The sequence below is a fragment of the Jiangella sp. DSM 45060 genome, assembly GCF_900105175.1.
Lineage (GTDB): Bacteria > Actinomycetota > Actinomycetes > Jiangellales > Jiangellaceae > Jiangella.
Genome location: NZ_LT629771.1, coordinates 3615984 through 3642425, shown reverse-complemented (window position 1 = coordinate 3642425; position 26442 = coordinate 3615984). Strand labels below are relative to the sequence as shown.

General features: G+C 74.2%; 26 protein-coding genes, 1 pseudogene and 1 riboswitch. Of the genes and pseudogenes, 19 read left to right on the top strand and 8 right to left on the bottom strand.

The window, feature by feature from the left end; genetic code table 11:
• Position 1: 1 nt before the first annotated feature.
• The 5 genes from BLU82_RS16365 (at position 2) to BLU82_RS16345 (ending at position 6481) form a co-directional block, all read left to right on the top strand.
• Positions 2-982, top strand: coding sequence for a copper transporter (locus BLU82_RS16365; RefSeq protein ID WP_069112939.1), 981 nt, complete (start codon positions 2-4; stop codon positions 980-982).
• Entirely contained in the window at positions 979-1791 is an 813-nt protein-coding gene (locus BLU82_RS16360) for a hypothetical protein (RefSeq protein ID WP_092622234.1), read from the top strand. The genes BLU82_RS16365 and BLU82_RS16360 overlap by 4 nt, the downstream gene beginning before the upstream one ends.
• 4 nt (positions 1792-1795) lie before the next feature.
• Positions 1796-3376, top strand: a complete 1581-nt coding sequence (gene murJ / locus BLU82_RS16355) for a murein biosynthesis integral membrane protein MurJ (protein ID WP_092622233.1) — start codon at positions 1796-1798, stop codon at positions 3374-3376.
• 69 nt (positions 3377-3445) lie between these two features.
• Positions 3446-4537: a glycosyltransferase gene (locus tag BLU82_RS16350; protein ID WP_197682987.1), complete on the top strand. Its 1092-nt coding sequence runs from the start codon at positions 3446-3448 to the stop codon at positions 4535-4537.
• A 294-nt stretch (positions 4538-4831) separates the two neighbouring features.
• Positions 4832-6481: a CTP synthase gene (locus BLU82_RS16345; RefSeq protein WP_092622231.1), complete on the top strand. Its 1650-nt coding sequence runs from the start codon at positions 4832-4834 to the stop codon at positions 6479-6481.
• Positions 6482-6687: 206 nt separating this feature from the next.
• Here the strand turns inward: BLU82_RS16345 and BLU82_RS16340 are convergent, their stop codons facing one another.
• Positions 6688-7227 carry a TetR/AcrR family transcriptional regulator gene (locus tag BLU82_RS16340; protein WP_092622230.1) on the bottom strand — a complete coding sequence of 180 codons (540 nt, stop codon included), beginning with the start codon at positions 7225-7227 and terminating at the stop codon, positions 6688-6690.
• A gap of 72 nt (positions 7228-7299) precedes the next feature.
• Between BLU82_RS16340 and BLU82_RS16335 the strand changes: the two genes are divergently transcribed.
• Positions 7300-8835, top strand: coding sequence for an MFS transporter (locus BLU82_RS16335; protein ID WP_231947802.1), 1536 nt, complete (start codon positions 7300-7302; stop codon positions 8833-8835).
• A gap of 11 nt (positions 8836-8846) precedes the next feature.
• On the top strand, positions 8847-9509 hold the full coding sequence (gene rpe, locus BLU82_RS16330) for a ribulose-phosphate 3-epimerase (protein WP_092622229.1): 663 nt from the start codon (positions 8847-8849) through the stop codon (positions 9507-9509).
• On the opposite strand, the gene BLU82_RS16325 is transcribed toward rpe, so the two are convergent.
• From BLU82_RS16325 to BLU82_RS16305, 5 genes are read right to left on the bottom strand one after another with little or no spacing between them, the layout of a single operon-like run.
• Entirely contained in the window at positions 9506-10957 is a 1452-nt protein-coding gene (locus BLU82_RS16325) for a HAMP domain-containing sensor histidine kinase (RefSeq protein WP_092622228.1), read from the bottom strand. The genes rpe and BLU82_RS16325 overlap by 4 nt on opposite strands.
• Positions 10954-11646 carry a response regulator transcription factor gene (locus BLU82_RS16320; protein ID WP_092622227.1) on the bottom strand — a complete coding sequence of 231 codons (693 nt, stop codon included), beginning with the start codon at positions 11644-11646 and terminating at the stop codon, positions 10954-10956. Before BLU82_RS16320 ends, BLU82_RS16325 begins: the two co-directional genes overlap by 4 nt.
• A complete protein-coding gene (locus BLU82_RS16315) occupies positions 11643-12839 on the bottom strand; it encodes a hypothetical protein (protein WP_092622226.1) in 1197 nt (398 codons plus the stop codon). Before BLU82_RS16315 ends, BLU82_RS16320 begins: the two co-directional genes overlap by 4 nt.
• 1 nt (position 12840) lies before the next feature.
• The gene (locus BLU82_RS16310) at positions 12841-13641 is read right to left on the bottom strand and encodes an ABC transporter permease (protein ID WP_092622225.1); all 801 of its coding nucleotides are present in this window, start codon (positions 13639-13641) and stop codon (positions 12841-12843) included.
• Positions 13638-14552 carry an ABC transporter ATP-binding protein gene (locus tag BLU82_RS16305; RefSeq protein ID WP_092622224.1) on the bottom strand — a complete coding sequence of 305 codons (915 nt, stop codon included), beginning with the start codon at positions 14550-14552 and terminating at the stop codon, positions 13638-13640. Before BLU82_RS16305 ends, BLU82_RS16310 begins: the two co-directional genes overlap by 4 nt.
• 360 nt (positions 14553-14912) lie before the next feature.
• On the opposite strand from BLU82_RS16305, the gene BLU82_RS16300 reads away from it, so the two are divergent.
• From BLU82_RS16300 to BLU82_RS16245, 12 genes and pseudogenes are all read left to right on the top strand, one after another.
• Positions 14913-15536: a Uma2 family endonuclease gene (locus BLU82_RS16300; RefSeq protein WP_092622223.1), complete on the top strand. Its 624-nt coding sequence runs from the start codon at positions 14913-14915 to the stop codon at positions 15534-15536.
• A 131-nt stretch (positions 15537-15667) separates the two neighbouring features.
• Positions 15668-15811: riboswitch (FMN riboswitch) on the top strand.
• A 136-nt stretch (positions 15812-15947) separates the two neighbouring features.
• Positions 15948-16550, top strand: a pseudogene (gene ribD / locus BLU82_RS36355) (bifunctional diaminohydroxyphosphoribosylaminopyrimidine deaminase/5-amino-6-(5-phosphoribosylamino)uracil reductase RibD); the annotation flags it as partial.
• Between the two features lie 306 nt (positions 16551-16856).
• Positions 16857-17432, top strand: coding sequence for a RibD family protein (locus tag BLU82_RS36350; RefSeq protein WP_157741442.1), 576 nt, complete (start codon positions 16857-16859; stop codon positions 17430-17432).
• Positions 17433-17436: 4 nt separating this feature from the next.
• The gene (locus BLU82_RS16285) at positions 17437-18147 is read left to right on the top strand and encodes a riboflavin synthase (RefSeq protein ID WP_092622222.1); all 711 of its coding nucleotides are present in this window, start codon (positions 17437-17439) and stop codon (positions 18145-18147) included.
• Positions 18144-19409 carry a bifunctional 3,4-dihydroxy-2-butanone-4-phosphate synthase/GTP cyclohydrolase II gene (locus BLU82_RS16280; RefSeq protein ID WP_092622221.1) on the top strand — a complete coding sequence of 422 codons (1266 nt, stop codon included), beginning with the start codon at positions 18144-18146 and terminating at the stop codon, positions 19407-19409. The genes BLU82_RS16285 and BLU82_RS16280 overlap by 4 nt, the downstream gene beginning before the upstream one ends.
• Positions 19406-19882 (top strand): 6,7-dimethyl-8-ribityllumazine synthase, encoded by a 477-nt coding sequence (gene ribH / locus BLU82_RS16275; RefSeq protein WP_092622220.1) that lies wholly within the window; start codon positions 19406-19408, stop codon positions 19880-19882. The genes BLU82_RS16280 and ribH overlap by 4 nt, the downstream gene beginning before the upstream one ends.
• A 145-nt stretch (positions 19883-20027) precedes the next feature.
• Complete coding sequence (locus BLU82_RS16270) at positions 20028-20291, top strand: phosphoribosyl-ATP diphosphatase (protein ID WP_053208120.1); 264 nt, start codon at positions 20028-20030, stop codon at positions 20289-20291.
• Position 20292: 1 nt separating this feature from the next.
• Positions 20293-21144: an ATP phosphoribosyltransferase gene (gene hisG / locus BLU82_RS16265; protein WP_092622219.1), complete on the top strand. Its 852-nt coding sequence runs from the start codon at positions 20293-20295 to the stop codon at positions 21142-21144.
• 92 nt (positions 21145-21236) lie between these two features.
• Complete coding sequence (locus BLU82_RS16260; protein WP_092622218.1) at positions 21237-21755, top strand: SigE family RNA polymerase sigma factor; 519 nt, start codon at positions 21237-21239, stop codon at positions 21753-21755.
• Positions 21755-22975, top strand: a complete 1221-nt coding sequence (locus tag BLU82_RS16255) for a hypothetical protein (RefSeq protein WP_092622217.1) — start codon at positions 21755-21757, stop codon at positions 22973-22975. Before BLU82_RS16260 ends, BLU82_RS16255 begins: the two co-directional genes overlap by 1 nt.
• A gap of 77 nt (positions 22976-23052) precedes the next feature.
• A complete protein-coding gene (locus BLU82_RS16250; RefSeq protein WP_092622216.1) occupies positions 23053-23574 on the top strand; it encodes a SigE family RNA polymerase sigma factor in 522 nt (173 codons plus the stop codon).
• Positions 23571-24815, top strand: a complete 1245-nt coding sequence (locus tag BLU82_RS16245; protein WP_092622215.1) for a hypothetical protein — start codon at positions 23571-23573, stop codon at positions 24813-24815. Before BLU82_RS16250 ends, BLU82_RS16245 begins: the two co-directional genes overlap by 4 nt.
• 5 nt (positions 24816-24820) lie before the next feature.
• Here BLU82_RS16245 and BLU82_RS16240 read toward each other — a convergent pair whose 3' ends face one another.
• The gene (locus tag BLU82_RS16240; RefSeq protein WP_092622214.1) at positions 24821-25651 is read right to left on the bottom strand and encodes an MOSC domain-containing protein; all 831 of its coding nucleotides are present in this window, start codon (positions 25649-25651) and stop codon (positions 24821-24823) included.
• A 31-nt stretch (positions 25652-25682) separates the two neighbouring features.
• Positions 25683-26282 carry a hypothetical protein gene (locus BLU82_RS16235; RefSeq protein WP_092622213.1) on the bottom strand — a complete coding sequence of 200 codons (600 nt, stop codon included), beginning with the start codon at positions 26280-26282 and terminating at the stop codon, positions 25683-25685.
• Between the last annotated feature and the right edge of the window lie 160 nt (positions 26283-26442).

The window sequence follows — 26442 nt, the reverse complement described above, 5'->3', positions numbered from 1 at the left end:
CGTGATCGACTTTCGCTACCACCTGGTCTCGATCATCGCTGTCTTCTTCGCGTTGGCGGCCGGCATCGTGCTCGGCGCGGGCCCGCTCGGCGACACCGTCGACGACACGCTGGCCGAGCAGACGTCGTCGCTGCGCGACGAGAACCGCGACCTGCGCCAGCAGCTCGAGGACACCGAACGCGACACCGCGTACCAGCAGGCCTTCCTCGAGGAGGTCACGCCGCGGCTGGTCACCGGCCAGCTCGAGGGCGAGTACGTCGGGGTCATCGCGCTGCCGGGCGCCGACGAAGAGACCGTCACCGCCGTGCGCGACACGCTGGCGCAGGCCGGCGCGACGGCCGACCTCACCGTGCGCATCGAGCCGACGTGGACCGACCCCGACTCCGAGCCGACTCTCGACGAGCTGGCCACCGAGCTCGTGTCGTCCGGCACCGAGCTGCCGACCGAGGGCGGCGGCTACGCCCGCGGCGCCGCCGTGCTGGCGTCCGCGCTGATGGCGCCGCCCACCGAGCCCGGCGCCTCGCACGAGACCATCGACACCGCCACGGTCACGGCGTTCGAGGAGTCCGACCTCATCACGCTCGAGCAGGACGCGTCGGTGGCGCCGTCCATGGCGGTGCTGGTCGCGGGCAACGTCTCCGGCGACGACGCGGAGGACCGGCTGGACCGGCTGGCCACGCTGGTCGGCAGCATCGACGCCGCCGACGCCGGCACCGTCGTGGCCGGTCCCGCCTCGACCGCCGAGGACGGCCTGCTGCGCACCATCCGCGACAACGGCGACCTCGCCGAGGTCGTGTCCACCGTCGACTCCGTCGACCTGCCCAGCGGCCGCGCGGCCGTCGTCTTCGCACTGAGCGAGCAGGCCGGTGGCGGCTCCGGCCAGTACGGCGTGGTCGGCGAGACCGACGGCGCGCTGCCGCCGGTGCCCGAGGAACCCGGCGCGTCGGTCACCGACGAGCCCACCGAGGGGAGCTCGTCGTGAGGCGCGTCGTCGGCTCGCTGGTCGCGGCGGGCGCCGCGGGCGCGGTCGCCTGGCTGGCGGCCCGCAAGATCGGTGACGCGAAGCCCGGCGGCGCCGAGCTGTGGGAGCGCAAGAACTTCCGCGGCTCCACGCTGACGCTGGCCGCCGGCCCGGCCGCCGCCGCGGGTGCCGCGGCGGGCGTCGCCGTCGCGCCGGGGCTGACGGCGCGGGCCCGCACCGCCGGGGTGAGCGCCGCGGTCGCCGTCGGCGCCGTCGGGCTCTACGACGACCTCTTCGGCAGCACGTCCAGCAAGGGGCTGCGCGGCCACCTCAGCGCGCTGCAGTCCGGCGAGGTCACCAGCGGCGTCGTGAAGATCGGCGTCATCGGCGCGGCTGGGGTCATCGGCGGGGCGCTGGTCAGCGACAACGTCGTCGACGCCGCCATCGGTGGCGCCGCGATCGCCGGCCACGCGAACCTGCTGAACCTGCTCGACCTCCGGCCCGGCCGGGCCAACAAGACCGTGCTGCTGCACGCGCCGGCCGTGCTCGGCGGCCCCGCGGCGCCGGTCGGCGCGGCCGCCGTCGGCACCGCGCTGGCGCTGCTCCCGGACGACCTCGGCGAACGCACGATGCTCGGCGACGCCGGCGCCAACACGCTGGGCGCGCTGCTCGGGCTGGCGCTGGTCGCCCGCGAGGGGCGGGCCGCGCGGCTGGCGCACCTCGCCGTCGTCACCGGACTCACGCTGGCCAGCGAGAAGGTCAGCTTCACCAAGGTCATCGAGCGCACGCCCGTGCTGCGCGAGCTCGACGGCCTCGGCCGCCAGCGCTGACCCGGTGAGCGCGCGCCGGGTCGCCGCCGGGGCGGCCGCCGGGATCGCCGGGGGCGCGGCGCTGATCGCCGTGGTCAGCGTGCTCGCCCGGGTGGTCGGCTTCGGCCGCCAGCTGGTCTTCCAGTCGCAGGTCGGCGAGACGCTGCTCGGCAGCGTGTACGCCACGGCCAACGCGATCCCCAACGTCGTCTTCGAGATCGTCGCCGGCGGCGCGCTGGCCGGCGCCGTCGTCCCGCTGCTGGCCGCCGCTGCCGGGCGGGGCGACCACGAGCACGTCCGGCAGACGGTGTCGGCGCTGCTCGGCTGGACGCTGGTGCTGCTGGTGCCGGTGGCGCTGCTCGGCGTGCTGATCGCCGGACCGCTGATGGAGGTCATGCTGGGCGACGCCGGCGGCTCCGAGGGCGTCACCGTCGGGCGCTCCATGCTGCTGTTGTTCCTGCCGCAGATCCCGCTGTACGGCATCGCCGTCGTGACCGCCGGCACGCTGCAGGCGCACCGCCGGTTCCTGGCGGCGGCGCTGGCGCCGGTGGTGTCGAGCCTGGTCGTGGCCGGGGCGTACGTCGCGTTCGGGGCGGTGTTCACCGGCGACGCGAACGACCTCGGCACCGTCGACCGCGGCGACGAGCTGGTGCTGGCCGGCGGGACGACGCTCGGGGTGCTCGCGCTGGCGCTGGCGACGCTGCTGCCGATGCTGTTGCGGGTGACCGGGCTGCGGCCCACGCTGCGCTTCCCGGACGGCGTCAGGCGGCGGGCCGTCGTGCTGGCCGGCGCTGGGCTGGTGACGTTGGTCGCGCAGCAGCTGGCATACCTGACGTCGTACCTGATGTCGAACGAGCACGGCGGCACCGGCGGCGCGGTGACCTACCTGAACAGCTGGATGGTGTTCCTGCTGCCGTACGCCGTGCTGGCGGTCCCGATCGCGACGGCGGCGTTCCCGCGGCTGTCCGAGCACGCCGAGACGTCGCGGCCGGCGTACGCGGAGGTGCTGGCGCGGTCGACCCGGGCGGTCGTGCTGGTGTCGCTGCTGGGTGCGGCGGTGCTGACGGCCGTCGCCTGGCCCGTCGCGCGGTTCTTCGCCGCCATCGGCGCCGGCGACGCGCCGGCGGAGCGCATGGCGTGGGCGCTGGTGGCGTTCGCGCCGGGGCTGGTCGGCTACGGGCTGGTCGCGCACCTGGGCCGGGCCCTGTACGCGCGCGGACGGGGCAAGACGGCGGCCGCGGCCACGGCGGGGGGCTGGCTGGTGGTCATCGTGCTGGCCATCACGCTGACCTCGTCGGTGGGCGAGGACGGCACGACGGCGGCGCTCGGGGTGGCGCACACGGCCGGGCTGAGCGTGGCCGGCGTGCTGCTGCTGGCCGGCATGGTGCGCGACTCCGGCGGCGTGGCGCTGGCCGGAGTGGCGCGGACGTTCGTAGTGGGCGCGGTGGCGGCGGGTGCGGGCGGGGCGGCCGGGTGGGCGGTCGCGTCGGCGTTCGGGCCGGGGTCCGCGGTGTCGCTGGTGGTCGCCGGCGTGGCGGCCGCGGCGACGGTGACGGTGGTCGCGGGCGCCCTGGCCTGGCCGGTGCTGCGCGGGTTGCGCCCATGATCATCAATGATCCAACCACCTATGGGGGGTCGGATCATTGATGATCATGGGGCTGGAGAGAGGAGAGCGATGAGGCTGACGATCGTCGTCGGCATGACGGCGGGGGGCGTCGGCATGCACGTGCGGTCGCTGGTGCAGCGGCTGGGCGGGCTCGGCATCGAGGTCGGCGTGGCCGGCCCGCCGGAGACCGAGGAACGGTTCGACTTCACTGGGGCCGGCGCCCGGTTCGCGCCGGTCCGCATCGGCAGCGCGCCGAACCCGCCGGCCGACCTCGCGGCGGTCCGAGGGCTGCGGCGGGCGTTCCGCGGCACCGATGTCGTGCACGCGCACGGGTTCCGGGCGGCCGCGCTGTCCGGGCTGGCGCTCGGCCGCCGGCGGACCGGACGCGTCCCGCTGCTGGCCACCTGGCACAACGCCGTCATCGCGACCGGACCGAAGCGGGTGCTGATCGCCGGCCTGGAACGGTTGGCGGCACGCCGGGCCGACGTCACGCTCGGCGTCTCGTCCGACCTCGTCGCCCGGGCCCGCGAGCTCGGCGCCCCGGACGTCCGGCTGGCCCCGGTCGCGGCGCCGCGGGTGCAGCCTGCGAAGCGTGACGCGGACGCCGTCCGGGCCGAGCTGGGCGCGGGGGACCGGCCGCTGCTGCTGGCGGTGAACCGGCTGGCCGAGCAGAAGGGCCTGGACGTCCTGCTGGCGGCCGCCGCCCGCTGGGCCGCGCGCATCCCGTCGCCGCTGGTCGTGGTGGCCGGAGACGGCCCCCTGGAGGCCGAGCTGGCCGCGGCCGTGGACCGCGACGACCTGCCGGTGCGGCTGCTCGGCCGGCGCTCCGACATCCCCGACCTGCTGGGCGCCGCGGACATCTACGTGCTGACGTCGGTCTGGGAGGGTCGCCCACTGGTCATCCAGGAGGCCATGCAGGTGGGCCTGCCCGTGGTGACGACGGCGGCCGGCGGCGTGCCCGAGCTGGTCGGCGACGGCGCCACGATCGTGCCCGTGGGCGACGTCGCGGCCGTCGCCGAGGCCGTCAGTGCCCTGCTCGACGACCCGCGGGCGCGGGCCGAGCTGGGCGAGCGCGGCCGCAAGCAGGCAGAGACGTGGCCCGACGAGGACGACAACGCCCGGCTGGTCGCCGACCTCTGCCGGGACCTCACCGGGCGCTGACGCAGGCTTGGTCCGCCCCCGCCAGCCGCGAGTCCGGCGGGGGCGGTGGCCACCACGGGGGAAAGTGGCCGAAGCCAAACGTACCGGATCAAGATCGGCAAGCCACCCCGATCGGGGAAAGATCTCATCAAGTTCTACGACGGCGAACACGCGGTGCGGCGAGTCGGCCCGCGCGGTGCTCCGGGACTGTTAGGCTGGAGGTCCGTGGAGCAAAGGTTCAGCGTTTCGTCGCCGAGCCGCTAGTTGACGGATTGACCACGGGAGCCCCTCTTGGCCTTGCAGCCGACCACCCATGTGTTCGTGACCGGAGGAGTCGCCTCCTCCCTCGGTAAGGGGCTCACCGCCTCCTCGTTGGGGAGCCTGCTCACCGCCCGCGGCCTGCGGGTCACCATGCAGAAGCTCGACCCGTACCTCAACGTCGACCCCGGGACGATGAACCCGTTCCAGCACGGTGAGGTGTTCGTCACCGAGGACGGCGCCGAGACCGACCTCGACGTCGGCCACTACGAGCGGTTCCTCGACCGCGACCTCACCAAGTCGGCCAACGTCACCACCGGCCAGGTGTACTCCGACGTCATCGCGAAGGAGCGCCGCGGCGAGTACCTGGGCGACACCGTCCAGGTCATCCCGCACATCACCAACGAGATCAAGGACCGCATGATCTCCATCGGCGACGGCGACGTCGACGTCGTCATCCACGAGATCGGCGGCACCGTCGGCGACATCGAGTCGCTGCCGTTCCTCGAGGCCGCGCGGCAGGTCCGCCACGACGTCGGCCGCGACCGCTGCTTCTTCCTGCACGTCTCGCTGGTGCCGTACCTCGCGCCGTCGGGCGAGCTGAAGACGAAGCCGACGCAGCACTCCGTCGCCGCGCTGCGCCAGGTCGGCATCACGCCCGACGCCATCGTGTGCCGGTCCGACCGGCCCATCCCGGCGGGCGTGAAGAAGAAGATCTCGCTGATGTGCGACGTCGACGCCGAGGCCGTCGTGGCCGCCGTCGACGCGCCGTCCATCTACGACATCCCGAAGGTGCTGCACACCGAGGGCCTCGACGCCTACGTCGTCAAGCGGCTCGGGCTGTCCTTCCGCGACGTCGACTGGACGGCGTGGGACGAACTGCTGCGCCGCGTGCACCACCCGCGCCACGACGTCACCGTCGCGCTGGTCGGCAAGTACGTCGACCTCCCCGACGCGTACCTGTCGGTCACCGAGGCGCTGCGGGCCGGCGGGTTCGCCAACGACGCCAAGGTGCACATCCGCTGGGTGCCGTCCGACGAGTGCGAGACGCCCGAGGGCGCCGCCGCCCAGCTCGGCGACGTCGACGGCGTCGTCATCCCGGGCGGGTTCGGCATCCGCGGCATCGAGGGCAAGATCGGCGCCATCCGGTACGCCCGCGAGCACCAGCTGCCGACGCTCGGCCTGTGCCTCGGCCTGCAATGCATGGTCATCGAGTACGCCCGGTCCGAGGCCGGCCTGGTGCAGGCCAGCTCCGCCGAGTTCGACCCCGAGACGCCCGAGCCGGTCATCGCGACCATGGAGGACCAGAAGGGCATCGTCTCAGGTCAGGGTGATCTCGGCGGCACCATGCGGCTGGGCTCGTACCCGGCGGTGCTGGGGGAGGGGACGCTGGCCCGCGAGTTGTACGGCGCGAACCGCGTCACCGAGCGGCACCGGCACCGCTACGAGGTGAACAACGAGCACCGCGACCGCCTGGTCAAGGCCGGGCTCGTGGTCTCCGGGACGTCGCCCGACGGCACGCTGGTCGAGTTCGTCGAGCTGCCCCGCGACGTCCACCCGTTCTTCGTCGCCACCCAGGCGCACCCGGAGCTGAAGTCGCGGCCGACCCGCCCGCACCCGCTGTTCACCGGGCTCGTCGCGGCGGCCGTCAGCCGCCAGCAGGAGACGCAGCTCCCGGTCGACGTCGAGCCGGCAGTCGTCTCCTAGCTGGGAGAGTCCCTCGTCCAGCCGGTCGTGGTGTGAGGCCGGCGGGCGGGGTCGGCGGGCGGGGGCGTCGCGCGCGTTCGGCGGGTGAGGCCGTGGCGTGAGGTCGGCGGGCGAGGTCGTCGTCGCGCGTGGTTGTCGGTGCCCGCCCGTAGGGTGGGCCCCACCCGGGCCGGGAGGGGTCTACCTACGGCCCGGCGCGGCGTACGTCACGACGTGCCCGCCGTCGCGTCGCGCGTCAGCCGTTGCCGGAGCTCGTCCAGCAGGGCGGGGTCCGGCATCGGCAGCCCGGCCAGCGCGCTGAGGTACAGGCCGTCGCCGACCAGCCGCACGATCTCGGCCGTCACGGGGTCGTCGATGTGCTCGCGCAGGATCTCCGCCCACCGGACGAAGCAGTACATCACCAGCCGCCGGGCCTCCTCGCTGGCGACGTCGTTGGTGCGCAGCGCCGCCAGCAGCGACCAGTAGACGGCGCCGTCCTCGGACGACGGCACCGAGGTGCGCAGGAAGAACCCGACGACGTCGTCGGTGCGCTCGGCCTGTTCGAACTCCGCCTCGACCGCCTCGGCCAGCCGCCGGGCCAGTCCGGTGATCAGCGCTTCCTTGCTGGGGAAGTGGTAGAGCAGGCCGCCCTTCGAGACGCCGGCCTTCGCGGCGACGGACTCCAGCGTCACCGCGTGCAGGCCCGAGTCGACGAGGATGCGCTCCAGCGCGTCGAGGATGCGATCGCGAGAAGAAGGGCGCGGCATCAGGGATGAACCTCGATTCTGACGGTGTTACTGTACCGTCCGGACGGTTTAGCTTACCTCGGAGGTGTTGCGATGACGATGATGGAGCAGCGAGTGCTGGCGGGGCCGCGGGAATGGGGCGCCCTCGTCGTGCTGCTGCTGCCGGTCCTGCTCATCTCGGTCGACATGACGGTGCTCAGCTTCGCCGTCCCGCACCTCAGCGAGGATCTCGCGCCGACGGGCACCCAGCTGCTGTGGATCGTCGACGTGTACGGCTTCATGATCGCGGGCCTGCTGGTGACGGCCGGCACGCTCGGCGACCGGATCGGACGGCGCAAGCTGCTGCTGGCCGGCGCGACGGCGTTCGGCGTGGCGTCCGTGCTGGCGGCGTACGCGACATCGCCGGAGATGCTGATCGTGGCGCGCGCCCTGCTCGGCGTGGCCGGGGCGACGCTCATGCCGTCGACACTGTCGCTCATCCGCAACATCTTCCACGACGCGCGGCAGCGGACGCTCGCGATCGCCATCTGGGCCACGATGTTCTCCGCCGGAGCCGCGCTCGGCCCGATCGTCGGCGGCTGGCTGCTCGAGCACTTCTGGTGGGGCTCGGTGTTCCTGGTCGCGCTGCCGGTGTTGGCGCTGCTGCTGATCTTCGCGCCGTTCCTGGTGCCCGAGTCGCGCAACCCCGCGCCGGGCCGCTACGACCTGCCGAGCGCCGGGCTGTCGCTGGTCGCGATGCTGCTCGCGGTGTACGGCATCAAGGGACTGGTCAAGCACGGGCCGTCGCTCGGGTACGGCGCCGCGCTGGTGGCCGGCGTGCTGGTCGGCGTCGCGTTCGTCCGGCGGCAGCGGCAGCTCGAGACGCCGCTGCTGGACCTCGGCCTGTTCGCGCGGCCCGCGTTCCGGGCATCGGTCATGACGAACCTGCTGACGACGTTCGCGATGATCGGCGCGCTGTTCTTCATGACCCAGTACCTGCAGATCGTGCTGGGCATGCAGCCGCTGCGGGCGGCGCTCGTGCTGGTGCCGGGCCTGGCGCTGGCGATCGCGACCGGCCTGTTCGCGGTGCCGCTGATGCGCCGGCTGCCGATGCCGTACCTGCTGTTCGGCGCGCTGATGGTCGTGGCGGCCGGGTTCGCGCTGATGGTGCTGGCCGGCCGCGACCTCGGCGCCGGGCTGGTGGTGGTGGCGTTCGTGCTGGTCGGCGGCGGTGTCGGGCTGGTGCAGACGATCACCAACAACGTCATCATGGGCGCCGTCGACCCGGATCGCGCCGGCGCCGCCGCGGCCGTGTCGGAAACGGCGTACGAGGTCGGCGGCGGCATGGGCACCGCGGTGCTCGGCAGCCTGCTGACCGCGGTGTACGGGTCGTCGCTGGGCGCGGTGAGCGGCGTCGACGGCGCCACGCTGGCGCAGGCGCGCGAGACGTTGGGCGGTGCGGTCGACCTCGCCGGGACACTGCCGTCGCCGGCGGCATCCGCCCTGGTCACAGCCGCCGAGGACGCCTTCACCCGGGCCGTCGAGGTGACCAGCGTGGTCGGCGCGCTGATGGTGGTCGCGGCCGCCGTCCAGGCCCTGGTCGTGCTGCGGCACCACCGGACGCCGGTGAGCGCGGGCTCGCACGAGTAACCTGAGCGCTCGTGGGGATTCAGATCGCGCCGAGCATCCTGTCGTCCGACTTCGCCAACCTCGAGGCCGAGATCGCCCGCCTGGGCGACGCCGACCTCGTGCACGTCGACGTCATGGACAACCACTTCGTCCCCAACCTCACGCTCGGCCTGCCGATCGTCGAGGCGATCCTGGCCCGCACCGACCGGCTCGTCGACTGCCACCTGATGATCGACGAGCCGGACCGGTGGGCGCCGGGGTACGCCGAGGCCGGCGCGCACAACGTCACGTTCCACGCCGAGGCGGCCGCCGCGCCGGTCCGGCTGGCCCGTGAGCTGCGCCGGCACGGGGCGCGGGCCGGCGTCGGCCTGCGTCCGGCCACCCCCGTCGAGCCGTGGGCCGACCTCCTGCCCGAGATCGACATGCTGCTGGTCATGACGGTCGAGCCCGGGTTCGGCGGCCAGCCGTTCCTCGACGTGTGCCTGCCGAAGATCCGGCGGGCGCGCGAGCTGGTGTCGCGGTCCGGGCTGGACGTCTGGATCCAGGTCGACGGCGGCGTGTCGGCCGAGACGATCGAGCGCTGCGCCGACGCCGGGGCGGACGTGTTCGTCGCCGGGTCGGCCGTGTACGGCGCCGAGGACGCCGCGGCCGCCGTCACCGAGCTGCGCGAGCTGGCGGCGAAGGCCGCGCACTAGTCCTCCGGCTCCGCCAGCGGAAGCGTCAGGCGGAAGCGGGCGCCGTCGCCGAGCCGCGTCCGCACCTCGACGTCGCCGCCGTGAGCGCGGGCCAGCGAGCGGGCGATCGACAGCCCGAGCCCCGCGCTGGCGCCGCCGGACCGGTCGCGCGAGCGGTTGGCCCGGTAGAACCGGTCGAAGACGCGGTCCGCCTGCTCGGCGGTCAGGCCCGGGCCGTCGTCGACGACGTCCAGCACCGACCGGCTGTCGACGGTGCCGACGCCGATGCGGACGGCGCTGCCCGGCGGCGTGTGCGCGACGGCGTTGCCGACGAGGTTCGCGACGACCTGCCGCAGCCGGTCCTCGTCGGCGTCGACCGGGGCCGGGCCCGGCGCGCCGTCGCCGTCCGGGCCGGTCAGCTCCACCGTTCTGGACGGGTCGAGCGCGCGCAGGTCGTGCCGGGCGTCGCCGGCCAGCGTGCGCAGGTCCATCGGCGCGCGGTCCAGCTGGCCCTCGGGCGCCTCGTCCAGCCGGGCCAGCAGCAGCAGGTCCTCCGTCAGCGCCGCCAGCCGGGTGGCCTCACGGTCGATCCGCAGCATCGCCGCGTCGACGTCGGCGCGCTCGGGCAGCGCGCCCATGCGGTACAGCTCGGCCGAGCCCTTGATGCCGACCAGCGGCGTGCGCAGCTCGTGGCTCACGTCCGACAGGAACGTGCGCATGCGCGCCTCGGCCTCGGCTCGGTCGGCGAAGGCGCGTTCCAGCTGGCCGAGCATGGTGTTGAGGGACGCCGCGAGATGCCCGACCTCGGTGCTCGGCGCGGCGAGGCCGGGGACGCGCTGCGTGAGGTCGCCGCCGGCGATCGCGGCCGCCGTGTGCTCGATGCGGCGCAGCGGGCGCAGCCCCCGGCCCAGCGCCAGCCAGCCGATCGCCGTCAGCAGCACCAGCAGGACGGCGCCGCTGACGATGCTCGTCACGCGGAGCCGGTCGATCGTCGCGTCCGCCGTGTCCAGCGGGGCCGCCGCGACGACCGTCCCGTCCCAGCCGGCCGCGGACACGCCGACCGCCCGCCACCGCCCGTCGCCGTCGGCCGCCGGGAGGCTGACCGGGGTGCCGTCGGACAGCCCGATCAGCTCGTCGGTTGCCGGCAGCTCACCGCTGTCCAGGCCAGACGTGCGCAGCCCGCCCGCGACCGTCCCGTCCGCGTCGAGGTACACGAGGTACGGCGCGCCGATCAGGTCGAGCGCGGCGTCCAGCAGCTCCGGCCGGCCCTCGGTGTCGATCGGCTGCGGCGGGCCGCCGGCCGAGACGCTGGTCAGGATCGCGGTGAGCGATTCGAGCTGGCCGTCGATGCGGTCCAGCTGGTAGCGCTCCAGGTTGTTCGCGACGACCGCGCTGATCAGCGTCAGTCCGGCCAGCAGCAGCCCCGAGGTCAGCAGCAGCAGCCGCGACCGCAGCGACAGCCGCCTCACCGCGGTTCCCGCAGCACGTAGCCGACCCCGTGCACGGTCCGGATCAGTTTCGGTTCCTCCGCGTCGATCTTCCGGCGCAGGTACGAGATGTAGGTGTCGACGATGCTGGCGTCGCCGCCGAAGTCGTAGCGCCAGACGCGGTCGAGGATCTGCGCCTTCGACACCACCTGTCCGGCGTTCTCCATCAGGTATCTGAGCAGCCGGAACTCGGTGGGGGACAGGCGGACGGCGGCGCCGTCGCGGGTCACCTGGTGGCCCGCCGGATCCAGCGTCAGCGGCCCGGTCCGGAGGAGGTCGGCGGGGTTGCCCGACGTGCGGCGTAGGATCGCGCGGATGCGGGCGATCAGCTCCTCCAGGTCGAACGGCTTGGTCACGTAGTCGTCGGCGCCCAGCGAGAGGCCGGTGACCTTGTCGGCCTGGCGGTCGCGGGCGGTCAGGAAGAGGACGGGCACGGGCCCCCTGCTCCCGGTCGCGGCCTCGCGCAGCCGGCGGACCACCTCGAAGCCGTCCATGTCCGGCAGCATGACGTCCAGCAGGACCAGGTCGGGCGGTTCCTGTCGTGCCGCCGCGACGGCCTCGGCGCCGGTCGCCGCGGAGGACACCCCGAACCCGGCGAAGCGCAGCGCCGCCGACAGCAACTCCCTGACCGTCGCCTCGTCGTCGACCACGAGCAGCCGCTGGGACGTCATGGCCGGGCCCGGTCCTTCCACGGTCGCCAGGGTAGTGAAGACAGCGCCCCTGCCGCCCGGACGACGGCGACTCCGGCCGCGCCCGCGACGGCGCCCACCGCCGCACCGACGGCGAGTGCTGCTGCCGGGTCGGCGCCCAGGCCGGCGTCGAGGAGGTCCAGCCCGCCCACGCCCACGTCGACGTTCACTGTCGTGAGCAGCGTCATCGCGGCCAGCCCTGCCCCCGTCGACACCGCCATCCCACCGACGACCATCAACTCGCGCCAGGTTCTGACGTGCGGCGCCCGGCCTCCCTGCCTCCGTGCCTTCGCGGTGACGAGCACGCCGAGCGCGAGCAGTGCCGCCCCCGACACCCACCGCAGCGGCGTCGTCGAGACCATCGGCGCGGCGCCGTCCAACGCGCACCCCAGCAGGCCGTCCGCCCGCACCGTCACCGGCACCCCGAGCCCGGCCGGCAGCGCGCCGGCCACCGCGAGCGGCAGCATCAGCAGCACCCCGCCCGCGGCCTGGCGCCCGCCCGACGCTCCGGCGGCCACCATCCCCATCCCGACGACGACGGCTCCGGCCACCGCCCACCACCCGGCCCGCGTCCGCCGCGCCGATCCGCCGAACCGCAGCACCAGCCAACCCACACCGACGACGGCCAACGCACCTGCCGCGCCGGTCACCGCCACCGGACCGCCCGTCACCGAGTACCCGACCTCCAAGGGACCTGCCGATCCACCCGCGCCGAACGGCAACCCGCCGCCGTCCAGGCACCCGTCTGCCGACGACCGCCCCGCCGCCGCGTCGGCCGGGAGCGAGACCGTCACGGTCCCGCCGGCCAGCTGCGCCACCGCCAGCAGCCCGGCCGCCACGGCCACCGTCGCGGAAGCGGCCCGCACGCCGAACCCGTCCCGGCCCCGTCGCAGCACCAGCACGCCGAGCACCACCGCGCCCGCCAGCGTCACCCCCAGCGGCAGCACCTCGACCCCCGCACGCAGCGGGATCGGCAGCTCGCCCGGCGCCGTCGTCGTCAGCGCCGCCCGGCCACCCGCGGCCAGCGCGACCACGGTCGCCGTCAGCTCGCCGGTCGCGCCGATCCGGCCCGCGTCGAGCAGCAGCAGCCCGGCCGCGGCGACGCCCGCCATCGTCAGCAGCGCCGCCGCGCCCGCGACCAGGCCGGCGCCGACGTCCTTTGGCCGCGGTGCCACGTCACACGTCGCGGCGACGGAAGACGACGAACGCCGCGACCAGCACGGCGACCACGCCCAGGCACATCCCGCCCAGGTTCAGCCAGGGGTGCGGATACTCGGGGTCCGGCACCGTCGCGAACACCGCGGCCGCACCCCGCGTCGGCCACACGTCGACCAGACCCTGCAGCCACGACGGGAACAGCCCGGCGAGCGCGGGCACCAGGAACACGATCCCGACGAGTGTGGCCAGCGCACCCGCCGTCGCCCGCATGATCGTGCCCAGACCGGCCGCGAGCAGCGCGATCGCCGTCAGGTACAGCCCGCCGCCGCCGACGGCCGCCAGCACGCCGGGATCGCCGAGCGACGCCGACGGCACGTCCTGCGCGCTCAGCATCGCCTGCCCGAGCAGGAACGACGCGAGCATCAGCAGCTGACCGGCCACGACGGCGACCGCGGCGGCCACCGCGACCTTGGCCGCCAGCAGCCGGCTCCGGCGCGGCGTCGCCATCAGCGACGTCTGCATCAGGCCGGTGGCGTACTCGGATGTGACGATCAGGATGCCCAGGACGCCGATGATCAGCTGCGCGACGATGTACGTCGTCAGACTGAGGTTGGTCGGGTCCCAGGCGGCCCGCTCCGCCGCGGAGGCGTCCGCGTAGTCGGTCCCGGCCGAGCTCATCGCCAGCGCCGTGACGCCGAGCCCGACGCCGAAGAGGCAGGCCAGCGTCGACCACGTCGACCGGAGGCTGCGGAGCTTGACCCACTCCGCGCGCAGGGTGTCGGCGAACGTCACCGCTGGCGCCGTGACCAGTGTGCTCATGCGGCCACCCCCTGATACTGGACGCTGTCCCTGGTCAGCTCCATGAAGGCGTCCTCGAGGGAGGCGCGCTGCGGGGTGAGCTCGCTCAGGGCCACGCCGTGGAAGGCGGCGAGCGCGCCGACGTCGTCGCTGCTCATGCCCGACACGACCAGCGACGACTCCAGCCCTTCGCGCACGGTGGCGCCGGCGGCGGTCAGCCGCACGGCGAACGCGCGCGGCTCGCGCGTGCGGACGAGGACGGTGCCCTCGCCGCTGGCGCGCAGGAACTCGCTCATGCCGGTGTCCGCGATGACCCGGCCACGGCCGATGACGACGAGGTGGTCGGCGCTCTGCGCCATCTCGCTCATCAGGTGGCTGGACACCAGCACGGACCGCCCTTCCCGCGCGAGCGTGCGCATCAGGTCGCGGATCCAGCGGATGCCCTCGGGGTCCAGCCCGTTCACCGGCTCGTCGAAGATCAGCGCCTGCGGGTCGCCGAGCAGGGTCGCCGCGATCCCGAGCCGCTGCCGCATGCCCAGCGAGAACCCGCCGGCGCGCTTGCCGGCCACGCCGTCGAGCCCGGTCCGTGCGAGCACCTCGTCGACCCGGCGGCGGGGCAGCCCGTTGCTCAGTGCGAGCGCCAGCAGGTGGTCGCGGGCGGTCCGGCCACCGTGGACGGCGCCGGCGTCGAGCAGCGCGCCGACCGTCGTCAGCGGGACGGGCAGGTCGCGGTAGCGGCGGCCGCCGATCGTCACCGATCCGTGGGTCGGCGCGGCCAGCCCTGTGATCATCTTCATCGTGGTGGACTTGCCGGCGCCGTTCGGCCCGAGGAACCCGGTCACCTGGCCGGGTTCGACGGTGAACGAGACGTCGTCCACCACGATGTCGGGTCCGTAGCGCTTGGTCAGTCCGCGTAGCTCGATCGTCGTCATGAGGCGATCGTGACCGGCCGATCCGGGCGGTTCCGGGGAGCTTCTGGGAGAACCCTGTGAGCCGGGCGCGCGGTGGGGCCGGTTGCCCGGCGTCCGGCCGGGGCAGAACGGGCTGCGGCGGCCGGACTCACAGGAAATCCCGGCCTCGCTGAGCGTGCTTTCCGGCGTTTCGCAAGGTCGGGAGTTAGCCCGGAAGTTAGCCCGGACGGACTCGATTCGCTCGGGCAGACTTGCCCGGAAACGGGCAACCGCCGAGCCGCGATTTCGAGGCGACAATCGGCGTTCGAGCTGCTTAGCGTGGTGTGAGGCGCGGATCGTCCGCGCTCCGCCGGCAGGCGTGCAGCACCCCGAGGAGTCGTCGTGAACGTTGCCCAGTTGCTGGCCCACTCGCCCGGATCACGCGGCTACCGCGCCGCCGACCTTCGTGCCCTGCCCGACGGCGGGCCGCGCTACGAGGTCATCGAGGGGTGCGTCCAGGTGTCGCCGCCGCCGTCCGTCGCCGAGACCGCGGTCTGGCGGTGGCTGGCGAACACCCTCGAGGTCGCCAACCGGGGCAGTCCGCTCGTCGTCGATCGCGGCCAGCCGGTGCACATCGGCGAGCACGACGAGGTGCGGCCCGACGTCGTGGTGGCGCAGGTGGCGCTGGCCGAGACCACACCGATCCCGGTCGGTGCGCTGACGCTGGTGGTCGAGGTGGTGTCGTCCACGTCGGCGCTGCGCGACACCGTGACGAAGCGGGCGTTGTACGCGCGGGCGGGCGTGCCTGCGTACTGGATCGTGACCCCGCGGCGCCGCCCGCCCGATGTCGAGGTCACCGAGCTGCGCCGCGACGCGGCGACGGGCGCGTACACGGAACGCACCCCGGCCACGTCGGCGAGGTTCAGCACCGACCACCCGTGGCCGCTCACCGTCGACGTGCCCGCGCTCGCCGACGTCTGGTCGGCCCTGGCGCCGTCGGCCGCCGACAACTGGGAGGGGGTCTGAGCTGGGCGGATGCGACACGGTTCTGGCGACGAGGTGATAAGGGTCAGGAGGTGATCCCCATGTGAGAAGAAGCACGGAGTGTGGCCGGGGAATGCGTTCCGCGCGGTGGAGGTTAGGCTTCAAGAGACACGACGCGTGCTCCGGGGTCGGTGAAAATCCGAACCGGCGGTGACAGTCCGCGACCCGGTCGGCGTCCGCACCAGCGGGCGACGGACGGTTGACCCGGTGGAACTCCGGGACCGACGGTGAAAGTCCGGATGGGAGGTAGCACGCGCGGCCGTCTCGGCGGGTCGCGTCCTGGTGCGCGTCCGTACCGCCGAGCCGGTCGTCTGTGGCGCACCCGCGTCCGCCCCGGAGCTCGCCCGATGAGGCGAGGAGGGTCCGGTGGCGAGTCCGGTGGAGCTGACGGCCATGCGCCGCGCCATCGAGCTGTCCCTGAACGGCGCCTCCACGACGCCACCCAACCCCGACGTCGGCTGCGTCGTCCTCGACGCGACCGGCGCGACGGTGGGCGAGGGCTGGCACGCCTGGCCCGGCGGCCCGCATGCCGAGGTCAACGCCCTCACCCAGGCCGGCGAACGAGCCCGTGGCGGCACCGCCGTCGTGACGCTGGAGCCGTGCGACCACACCGGGCGCACCGGACCGTGCACGCAGGCGCTGCTCGCGGCCGGCGTCGCGCGGGTGGTAGTGGCCGTCGCCGATCCGAACCCGGCCGCCGCCGGGGGAGCGGCGACGCTGCGGGCGCACGGCGTGGACGTGGAGCTGGGCGTGCTGACGGACGAGGCGGCCGAGGCGAACGCGCGCTGGCTCACGCCGTTCCGCACCCATCGGCCGTTCGTGGTCTGGAAGTTCGCCGCGACGCTCGACGGGAGGAGCGCGGCCGCCGACGGCACCAGCCGCTGGATCACCGGACCCGAGGCCCGTGCTGACGTGCACCGGCTCCGCGCCGCGGTCGACACCGTGGTCGTCGGGGCGGGGACCGTGCGGGCGGACGATCCGCAGCTCACCGTCCGGCTCGACCCGGCCGACCCGGCTGTCACGGAGACCAGCGCCGACGACCTGCCGCCTGGGCACGTCTCCGGCGACCTGCCGCCTGGGCACGTCTCCGGCGACCTGCCGCCTGGGCACGTCTCCGGCGACCTGCCGCCGGCCCACGTCCCCGGCGACCTGCCGCCTGGGCACGTCTCCGGCGACCTGCCGCCGGCCCACGTCCCCGACGACGCACGGCCGGCCCGCGTCCACGGTCTGCCCGGCGACGGCGGTTCGGCTCGCGACGGCGGCGCAGCGGCTCGTGGCGCTGAGGCGGGCCGCGGCGGCGCTGTGACCGGCGATGGCGGTGCTGTCGTGCTCGACGCCGGCGACGCGGTTCGCGGTGGCGCTGGGACAGGTAGCGGCGTTGGGGCAGGCGGCGGCGTTGCCGTGACCGGCGCTGGGGCAGGCGGCGTCAGCGCGCCGCAGGGTGCCCTGCCGCCGGGCGGGCCGGCAGTGGTGCAGCCGCTGCGGGTCGTCGTCGACAGTGGGGGGACGACGCCGGCGTCGGCGCGGGTGCGCGACGACGAGGCGGAGACGTGGATCGCGACGGCCGAGGAGGTCGGGGCGACCGCTGACGGGCGCGTCGACCTCACCAGGCTGCTGACCCAGCTCTACGAGCGCGGCCAGCGCTACGTGCTGCTCGAAGGCGGCCCGACGCTGGCCGGGGCGTTCTGGCGGGCCGGTCTGATCGACCGGGTCGTCGGCTACGTCGCGCCCGCTCTGCTCGGCGCCGGACCGGCCGCGCTGGCCGACGCCGGCGTGAACACCATCGACGCCGCGATCAGGCTGGACGTCGCCGACGTGCGGATGGTCGGGCCCGATCTGCGCATCACCGCAACCCCGCACGACCACAGGAAGGCGTGAGGCCATGTTCACCGGGATCGTCGAGGAACTGGGCGAGCTCGTCGCCATCGAGGGCGACGCCGACGACGGGCGGCTCACCGTCCGCGGCCCGAAGGTCGCCGAGGACGCCGTGCACGGCGCGTCGATCGCCGTCGACGGCGTCTGCCTGACCGTCACCGCCATCGACGGCGACACCTTCACCGTCGACGTCATGCGCGAGACGTTCGACCGCAGCACGTTGGCGAAGCTGGGCACCGGCGACGTCGTCAACCTCGAGCGGGCGGTGCGGGCCAGCGACCGGCTCGGCGGCCACATCGTGCAGGGCCACGTCGACGGCGTCGGCACGGTGGTGTCGCGCACGCCGGGCAGCCGCTGGGAGGTCGTGCGCGTCGAGGCGCCCGCCGGGCTGCTGCGCTACGTCGCGGAGAAGGGATCGATCGCCGTCGACGGCGTCTCGCTGACGGTGTCCGGGCTCGGCGCCGACTGGTTCGAGGTGAGCCTCATCCCGACCACGCTCGAGCTGACGACGCTCGGCCGGCGGCAACCGGGCGACGGCGTGAACCTCGAGGTCGACGTGGTCGCGAAGTACGTCGAGCGGCTCCTGGCGAGCGAGAAGCGCGGGGCCAGCGGAACCGGCGAGGCCGGCGGAGCGGGCGAGGCCGGCGGAGCGGGCGAGGCCGGCGAGGCCGGCGGAACGGGCGGGACCGGCGAGAACACGACAGAGGTGGACGCATGACCGTGCAACTGGACACCGTCGAGCGGGCGATCGCCGACATCGCCGCGGGCAAGGCGGTGGTCGTCGTCGACGACGAGGACAGGGAGAACGAGGGCGACCTGATCTTCGCCGCTGCCAAGGCCACGCCGGAGCTGATGGGCTTCACCATCCGGCACACGTCGGGCGTCATCTGCGTCCCGATGCTCGGCGGCGAACTGGACCGGCTCGACCTCCCGCCGATGACCGTCGTCAACGAGGACCGCAAGGGCACCGCGTTCGCCGTGTCCGTCGACGCGCGGCACGGTATCACGACCGGCATCTCCGCGGCCGAGCGCGCCCACACGGCGCGGGTGCTGGCCGACTCCGCGACGGAGGCGTACGAGCTCAGCCGGCCGGGTCACGTGTTCCCGCTGCGTGCGCGCGAGGGCGGCGTGCTCACCCGTCCCGGTCACACCGAGGCCGCGGTCGACCTCGCCCGGCTGGCCGGCCTGACGCCCGCGGGCGTGTTGTGCGAGATCGTCCACGACGACGGCTCGATGATGCGGGCGCCGGCGTTGCGCGAGTTCGCCGACGAGCACGGGCTGGCGATGATCTCGATCGCCGACCTCATCCGGTACCGCCGCCGCACCGAGCGGCAGATCGAACGGGTCGCCACGACCCGCCTGCCGACGGCTCACGGCACGTTCACGGCGCACGCCTACCGCGACGTCCTCGACGGGAGCGAGCACGTCGCGCTGGTCATGGGCGACGTCGGTGCCGACGCGGTGGGCGACGAGGCGGTGCTGGTCAGGCTGCACTCCGAGTGCCTGACGGGCGACGCGTTCGGCTCGCTGCGCTGCGACTGCGGCCCGCAGCTGCGCGCCGCCATGGACCTCGTCGCCGGCGCCGGCCGCGGCGTCGTCGTGTACCTGCGCGGCCACGAGGGCCGCGGCATCGGGCTGGCGCACAAGCTGCAGGCGTACGAGCTGCAGGACGGCGGCCTCGACACCGTCGACGCCAACGTCGAGCTGGGCCTGCCCGCCGACGGCCGCGACTACGGGACGGGCGCGCAGATCCTCGCCGACCTCGGGGTGCACACCATCGCGCTGATGACGAACAACCCGGCCAAGCTGACCGGCGTCGAGGGATACGGGCTCAAGCTGGCCGAGCGGGTCGAGCTGCCGGTCGCCGTCAACCCCGAGAACCTGCGGTACCTGACGACGAAGCGGGACCGCATGGGCCACGACCTGGGCGATCTGCCAGGCTCTGAGGATTCCGCGGAACGAGAGGACACCGGACGATGAGTGGTCAGGGCGCGCCCGAACTGCAGGTGGGCAAGGTGGGCGACCTCCGGGTCGCGGTCGTCGCGTCGCTGTGGCATCAGCAGGTCATGGACGGCCTGATCGCCGGTGCGCAGCGGGCGCTGGACGAGGCCGGGGTGCACGACCCGCTGATCCTGCGGGTGCCCGGCTCGTTCGAGCTGCCGGTCGTCGCGGCGCGGCTGGCGCGGGCCAACTACGAGGCGGTCGTGGCGCTCGGCGTGGTGGTCCGGGGCGAGACGCCGCACTTCGACTACGTCTGCCAGGCGGCCACCGACGGCCTCACCCGGGTCGCGGTCGACACCGGGGTGCCGGTCGGCTTCGGCGTCCTGACCTGCGACGACGAAGCGCAGGCGCTGGCGCGGGCCGGGCTCCCGGGGTCCAAGGAGGACAAGGGCTACGAGGCGACGCAGGCCGCGCTGGCCACGGTCGTCGCGTTGCGCGCCTGCTACGCCTGACGCGGACGGAGACGGCTCGCCCGCTGGTGGGTGACGCCCGAGGCGGGCCGGATGCGGGCGGAAGCGCGCTGGTCGCGCGGCCCGGACTGTCCGCCTCGTGAACCGGGCGGCGGCGAGGGCCACCGTTTCCGTACCCTTGTGCGACGTGAAGAGTTTCGAGGACCTCTGGGTCGAGCTGTCGGCGAAGGTGGAGTCCGGTGCGGCCGGTTCCGGCACCGTCGAGGCGGTCCGCCATGGGGTCCATCACGTCGGCAAGAAGGTCGTGGAAGAGGCCGCCGAGGCGTGGATGGCGGCAGAGCACGAGAGCACCGAACGAGCGGCCGAGGAGATCTCGCAGCTGCTCTACCACGTTCAGGTGCTCATGCTCGCCCGCGGCATCACCCTCGCCGACGTCTACGAAAGGCTCTGACATGACTCTTCGCATCGCCGTGCCCAACAAGGGCTCGCTGTCCGGACCGGCCGCCGACATGATGCGCGAGGCCGGCTACCGGCAGCGCGCCGACGGCGGCCGCGAGCTGGTGCTGCGCGACCCCGACAACGACGTCGAGTTCTTCTACCTGCGTCCGCGCGACATCGCGGTGTACGTCGGTGCGGGAACGGTCGACGCCGGGATCACGGGGCGCGATCTGCTGCTCGACTCCGGTGCGTCGGCCGAGGAGCTGCTGCCGCTCGGCTTCGGCGGCTCCAGCTTCCACTTCGCGACGCGGCCGGGCACCGCGGAGAAGGTGTCCGACTTCGGCGGCCTGCGGGTCGCCACGTCGTTCCCGGGTCTGCTGCGCGACTACCTCGCCGACCGCGGCGTCGACGCGTCGGTGGTTCGGCTCGACGGCGCCGTCGAGACGGCCGTGCAGCTGGGCGTCGCCGACGTCATCGCTGACGTCGTCGAGACCGGGACGACGCTGCGGCAGGCCGGGCTCGAGGTCGTCGGCGAGCCGATCCTGCGCTCCGAGGCCGTCCTCATCGCCCGCGCCGGCGGCGAGCGTCCGTCCGCCATCGACCTGCTGCTGCGCCGCCTCAACGGCGTCATGGTCGCCCGCGGCTACGTGATGATGGACTACGACATCCGCGCCGACCACGTCGACGAGGCCAGCGCGCTCACTCCGGGCCTCGAGTCGCCGACGGTGTCGCCGCTGCACCGCGAGGGCTGGGTCGCCGTCCGGGCCATGGTGCCGCGGTCCGAGGCGCAGAAGGTGATGGACGACCTGTGGGCGGTCGGCGCGCGGGCCATCCTGGTGACGGAGATCCTGGCCTGCCGCATCTGAACCGTTCCTGGGACGCAGCGATGCAACCCGGAGCGACCGCCGTTCCGTGCACCCGGTGAGGACCTCACCCGGAACGGCAGCGGAGGCGGTGGATGCACGCAGCGGACGAGGCGTCATACAAGGACTTCGTCACCGCCAGGCGCCGTGCGCTGCTGCGAACCGCCTTCCTGCTGACGGGCGACTGGCACGCCGCGGAGGACCTCGTCCAGGAGGCGCTGACCAAGCTGTACGTGTCGTGGCGGCGGCTGTACCGCGGCGACGACCTGCTCGCATACGCCCGGCGGGTCCTCGTCAACGCCCACATCGACGGGACCCGGCGGCCGTGGCGGCGCGAGCATGCCGTCGACGTCGTCCCGGACTTCGCCGCCGCTGACCCGGCGGACGCCGGGGACCCGTACACGCGGGAGCGGCTGCTGGCGGCCCTGGCGGTCGTCCCGCCGCGGCAGCGGGCGACGCTCGTGCTGCGGTTCTGGGAGGACCTCTCGGTCGAGCAGGTCGCCGACCTCCTCGACTGCAGCACCGGCAACGTCAAGAGCCAGACGGCGCGCGGCCTGGACCGGCTGCGCGACGTGCTCGGCTCCGAGGCCTTCGCCGAATCGAAGGAGGCGTGATGACCGAACCCAGCCTCAGGGACCTGTTCCAGAAGACGCTGACCGGCGAGCCGGCTGACCCGGTCGTCGCCGACGAGGACGTGTCCCGCGGGCGCGCCCGGGTGCGGCGGCTGTGGCGCCGCCGCATCGCCGGTGGCGTGGCCGTCCTGGCGGTCGCCGGCCTCGGCGCGGCGACGCTCCCGGCCGTCCTCGACGACGACCGCGACGACGTCGTGGCGGGCGACCCGGCCGACTACCCGCCGCAGATCGGCGCCGACCCGGTCAAGCAGCGCATGTGGGACGCGATCGAGCCGGCGCTGCCGGCCGACGTCGAGGTCGCCTCCATCGAGGAATCGGGGGACGAGGCCGCGCCGGCAACCGGCCCGATCATCGACGTGACGCTGATCCGCGGCGGCAGCGGGGTGAGCTTCGATCTCGCCGTGACGCTGGAGCCGACCCGGACCGACCTGCCCGAGTACCGGCCGTGCAGCGAGCCGGGCCTGTACGACGGCATGCCGGGCCAGTGGCTGAACTGCGAGGAGGGCCGCGACGACAACGGCGTGTACCGGGCCGCCGGCGATCTGAACGGCTTCGTGGCGTCAGAGGTGCTCGCGGAGAACGACGATGTCTCCGTCACGGTGCGCTGGGCCGTCCATCCGCCCAGATCGGCCGGCTCCGACCAGCCGCCGCCGGACGACCCGCACCCTGCGTCGGCGCTGGACCGCGCCGAGGGCGAGGCCATCGGTGATGCGGTGCTCGCGGCGGCCGCCGACCTGGACCCCGCCGACCTCACCAGCGGCGTCGAGCTCGCCGCCGTCGCGGAGGCGTGGCCGGAGCTGACGAACGTCCTCGAGGAGGCCGTCGGGGCCGAGTTGACGGCGGTCAGCGCCGAGGACCCGGTCGTCGACCTGCGGGACGCCGAGCACCAGGAGGGCACTGTCTCAGCCGAGTACGTGACCGACGACGGTCTCGAGGTGGAGCTCTGGTTCAGGCAACGGTCGCGGGTGTCCGAGCTGACGTGCCGCGATCGGATCACGTGGTGCTTCGCGGTCACCGCCGGGCAACCGGCGATGGGTAGCGGTGTTGTGCCTGGCGTGCAGGTGGGGATGCGCGGCGACGCCTGGGTGCTGGTCTCCGCGATCCCGGGCGACGAGCGTGTGGTGGCAGTCTACGATGACGTGCTCCAGGCGGTTCAGGAGCTGCTGGCGCCGCTCGTCCAGTCGCCGCTCGACGCCGGCTGAGCCCGATGCAACCCGGAACGTCCCCGCTCCCGTCCAAGGGGTGACGGGCACGGACCGGGCGTGGGGGGAGGCGGTGCATGGCGATCGACGAGGCGTCGTACCGGGAGTTCGTGTCGGTGCGCCGCCGCGGCCTGCTGCGCACCGCGTACCTGCTGACCGGTGACTGGCACGCCGCCGAGGACCTCGTCCAGGAGACCCTGACGAAGCTGTACCTGAGCTGGCGCCGGGTCCGCCGCCGCGAGGACGCGCCGTCGTACGCCCGCCGCATCATGCTCAACGCCTACGTCGACAGCACCCGGCGCCCGTGGCGGCGCGAGCAGGCCGTCGCCGTCGTGCCGGACCGGTCCGGCGGCGGCGACCCGGCCGACGCCGCCGACCCCGACACCAGGTCGCGGCTCATGAGGGCGCTCGCGGCGGTGCCGCCGCGGCAGCGGGCGGTGCTCGTGCTGCGGTTCTGGGAGGACCTCGCGGTCGAGCAGGTGGCCGAGCTGCTCGACTGCAGCACCGGCAACGTCAAGAGCCAGACGGCGCGCGGCCTGGACCGGTTGCGCGAGGTCCTCGGCCCGGCCCAGCTCGCCTCGATCAGGGAGGTGCGATGACCGACGACGCGCTCAAGGAGCTGTTCGCCGACGCGCTCCTCGACGAGCCGGACCGCATGGTGTCGCCGGACGAGGACATCGCCCGCGGCCGCGCCCACCGGGCCAGGCGCAGGCGCGGCCGCCTCACCGCCGGCGTCGTCGGTGTCCTCGCGGCCGGCTCGCTCGGCCTCGTCGGGCCGTCGCTCCTCCCCGACGACGGTGCTCCGGCGGCGGGCGGTGTGGCGCCCGAGGACCAGGTCTGGCCGTACGACGGCGCCGCCCGATCGTCGGCTCAGGAACCCGGCAGGTTGTCGGGCGGACCGCAGCAGGCCTACGCGGAGACCGGCGACGCGAGAGCGGCCACCGAGTTGTCGTCGGCGGTCCGGGGCGCGATGCCGGCCGACGTCCACGTGCTGCACGAGGAGTACGACCCCACCCTCCAGCCGGTCGTGCAGCTCCAGGCGCGGCGTGACGGCGTCGTGTTCCACCTCAGTGTCCGCCTCCAGGACGCCCGGCCCGACCTGCCGGAGTTCGAGCCGTGCACGACACCGGCGGAGATCCCCGATGGCGTGGCCCGGTGGGACTCCTGCGCGCAGGGCTACGACGACCGGGGGCGCTGGCGCGTCGTCGGACACGCCGGGCCGAGCCTGGGGGTGGCCATCGCCGAAGGCGGCAGCGCGTCGGCCATGGTGTCGTGGCTTCCTGCCCCCGTCGAGGCCGCCGACGGCACGCAGACCGAAGGAAGCCTCGCCGGGACGTTGACGCCGGACGAGGCGAACGGCATCGCGGAGGCGGCCTGGGAGGTCGGCGCCCGCTCCGGCGCCGCGGAGCTCACCTCGGGGTTCGACCTGGCCGCGACGCGCCGGGCCTGGCCGGACCTCGAGCTGGCCCTCCAGGCCGCGACGGGCCTCGGCCCGCTGACCCGGGTGGAATTCGAGGATGACGATCCGTCGACGATCCGTGCGCGGTACGTCACCGCGGACGACATCGAGGTCGCTCTGACCGTCTGGCAGGACGACAGATTCTACGACAACCTGTGCACGGGTCCGGGGGCTCGGACGTGCGAGTCCTGGGTCGCCGGAACGCCGGACGACTACCGGCTGGAGCAGCAGATACTCGATTGGTCGCTGGCCGACGCGGGCCTCGGGCACGTCCTGATCACCGCCAGCGAGGCGGGGGTCATCGGCCGGGCGGGCGACACCTTGCGCCAGATCATTCCCCGTCGTGTCAGCGTCACGCCGGCGTCGCTGAGCGGCGACTGACGCGCTCAGCCGGCGGTGACCTCGACGTCGTCGCCGAGGGAGAGTACGCCGGGGGCGTCGGGGACGAGGTTCATGCCGAACCAGACCTTGCCGTCCCAGCGGCGGTGCCGGGCCAGCGTGCGCAGCGGCTCCTTGCCGCGCACCCGGGTGTCGGGGTCGATGGTGGTGAGGACGCAGCGGTCGCACAGCTTGACGGCGCGGAAGGGGACGTCGCCGATGCGGAGCCGGCACCAGGTGTCCTCGGCGAACGCGTCGGGGCCGTCGACGACGACGCTGGGGCGGAACCGGCGCATCGGCAGCGGCTCGGCCGGCGGCTCCTCGCCGCGCAGCAGCGCCTCCTCGACGACCCAGTCGTTCAGGCGCGCCAGCGACCCGGTGGTGGTGAGCAGCAGCGGGAACGCGTCGGCGAACGAGACGCGGTCGGCGGGCAGGCCGTAGGCGGGGTTGACCGGCCGCCGCGTGGGGTCGTCGAGCCAGACGAGGCGGACGTCGTGGTCGAGCAGCTTGCCGAACCAGGAGTCGGCGGCGGCGCTGGGCCGGACGGCGTCGAGGGTGTTCTTCCAGATCTGCACCGGCACGTAGTCGTGCGTCCCGGTGGCGTCGACCTCCAGCGGCGCGGCGTGCGGGCCCTCCAGCCGGAGCCGGCCGCGGCCCAGCGGCGTGGCGGTGACGCCCAGCAGTGCCGGCCACACCCGCGCGGTGACGACGTAGCCGGCGTCGTCGACGACCATCCAGCGGCGGTCGTCGGCCAGCCCCCACGGCTCGACCTCGGCCTGGGTGCGCGACTGCCCACGCGTCGACTTGACGGGGTAGACGTTCAGCTCGACGACGCGCACGGCACCACGCTAACCGAGAACCGGCGCCGGCTCAGAGTCGAGATTCGGCGACGACCTCGCGCGCGGGGTCGTGCGGGACCGGCGACGCGGTGTCGACGCGCAGGTCGGCCCGCTCGCGGGTGCGCTCGGCCGCGAACAGCGCCTCCTCCTGACGGGCCCAGCGCGACCAGTGCGGCCGGAAGCCGTCGCCGTCGCGCTCGAAGCCGCGCGCCTGACGCAGGTCGTGCGGCGCGTCGACCCACAGCAGCAGCGACAGGTACGGCGCGCCGGGCGTGGACCCGCTGCCGCTGCCCTCGACGACAAGCACCGGGGCGGCGGGAACGTCCACCCACCCCGCCCAGCGGTCCGCGTGCCAGTCCCACCGCCGGTACCGCGCCGGACGCCCCTCGGCCAGCGGCGCCAGCACCTCGGCCGCGACGGCGGCAGCGGCGTGCGCGAGCCCGTCCCAGCCGGGGTAGAGGTCGTCCATGTGCAGGACGGGCGCGTCGTCGAGCCGCGCCGCCAGCCGCCCGGCCAGCGTCGTCTTGCCGGACCCGGCCGGCCCGTCGACGGCGACGACGACGGTCGAGCCGGCCCGCGGCGGCAGCGACCGGACCCGCTCGGCCAGCGCGTCGAAGGAGAGAACGCCCACTTCAGGGGGTGGCTGACGGGTCTTCGGCGGCGCGGATCGACGCCCAGACGCCGACCAGCGGCGTTGTCGTCGTCGCTCGATGGCTCCGCATCGACCTCCTCCTCCGCCTTGCTGGACCGACGCCTGGACGCCGCCCGCATCCGTCAATACCCGTCAGACA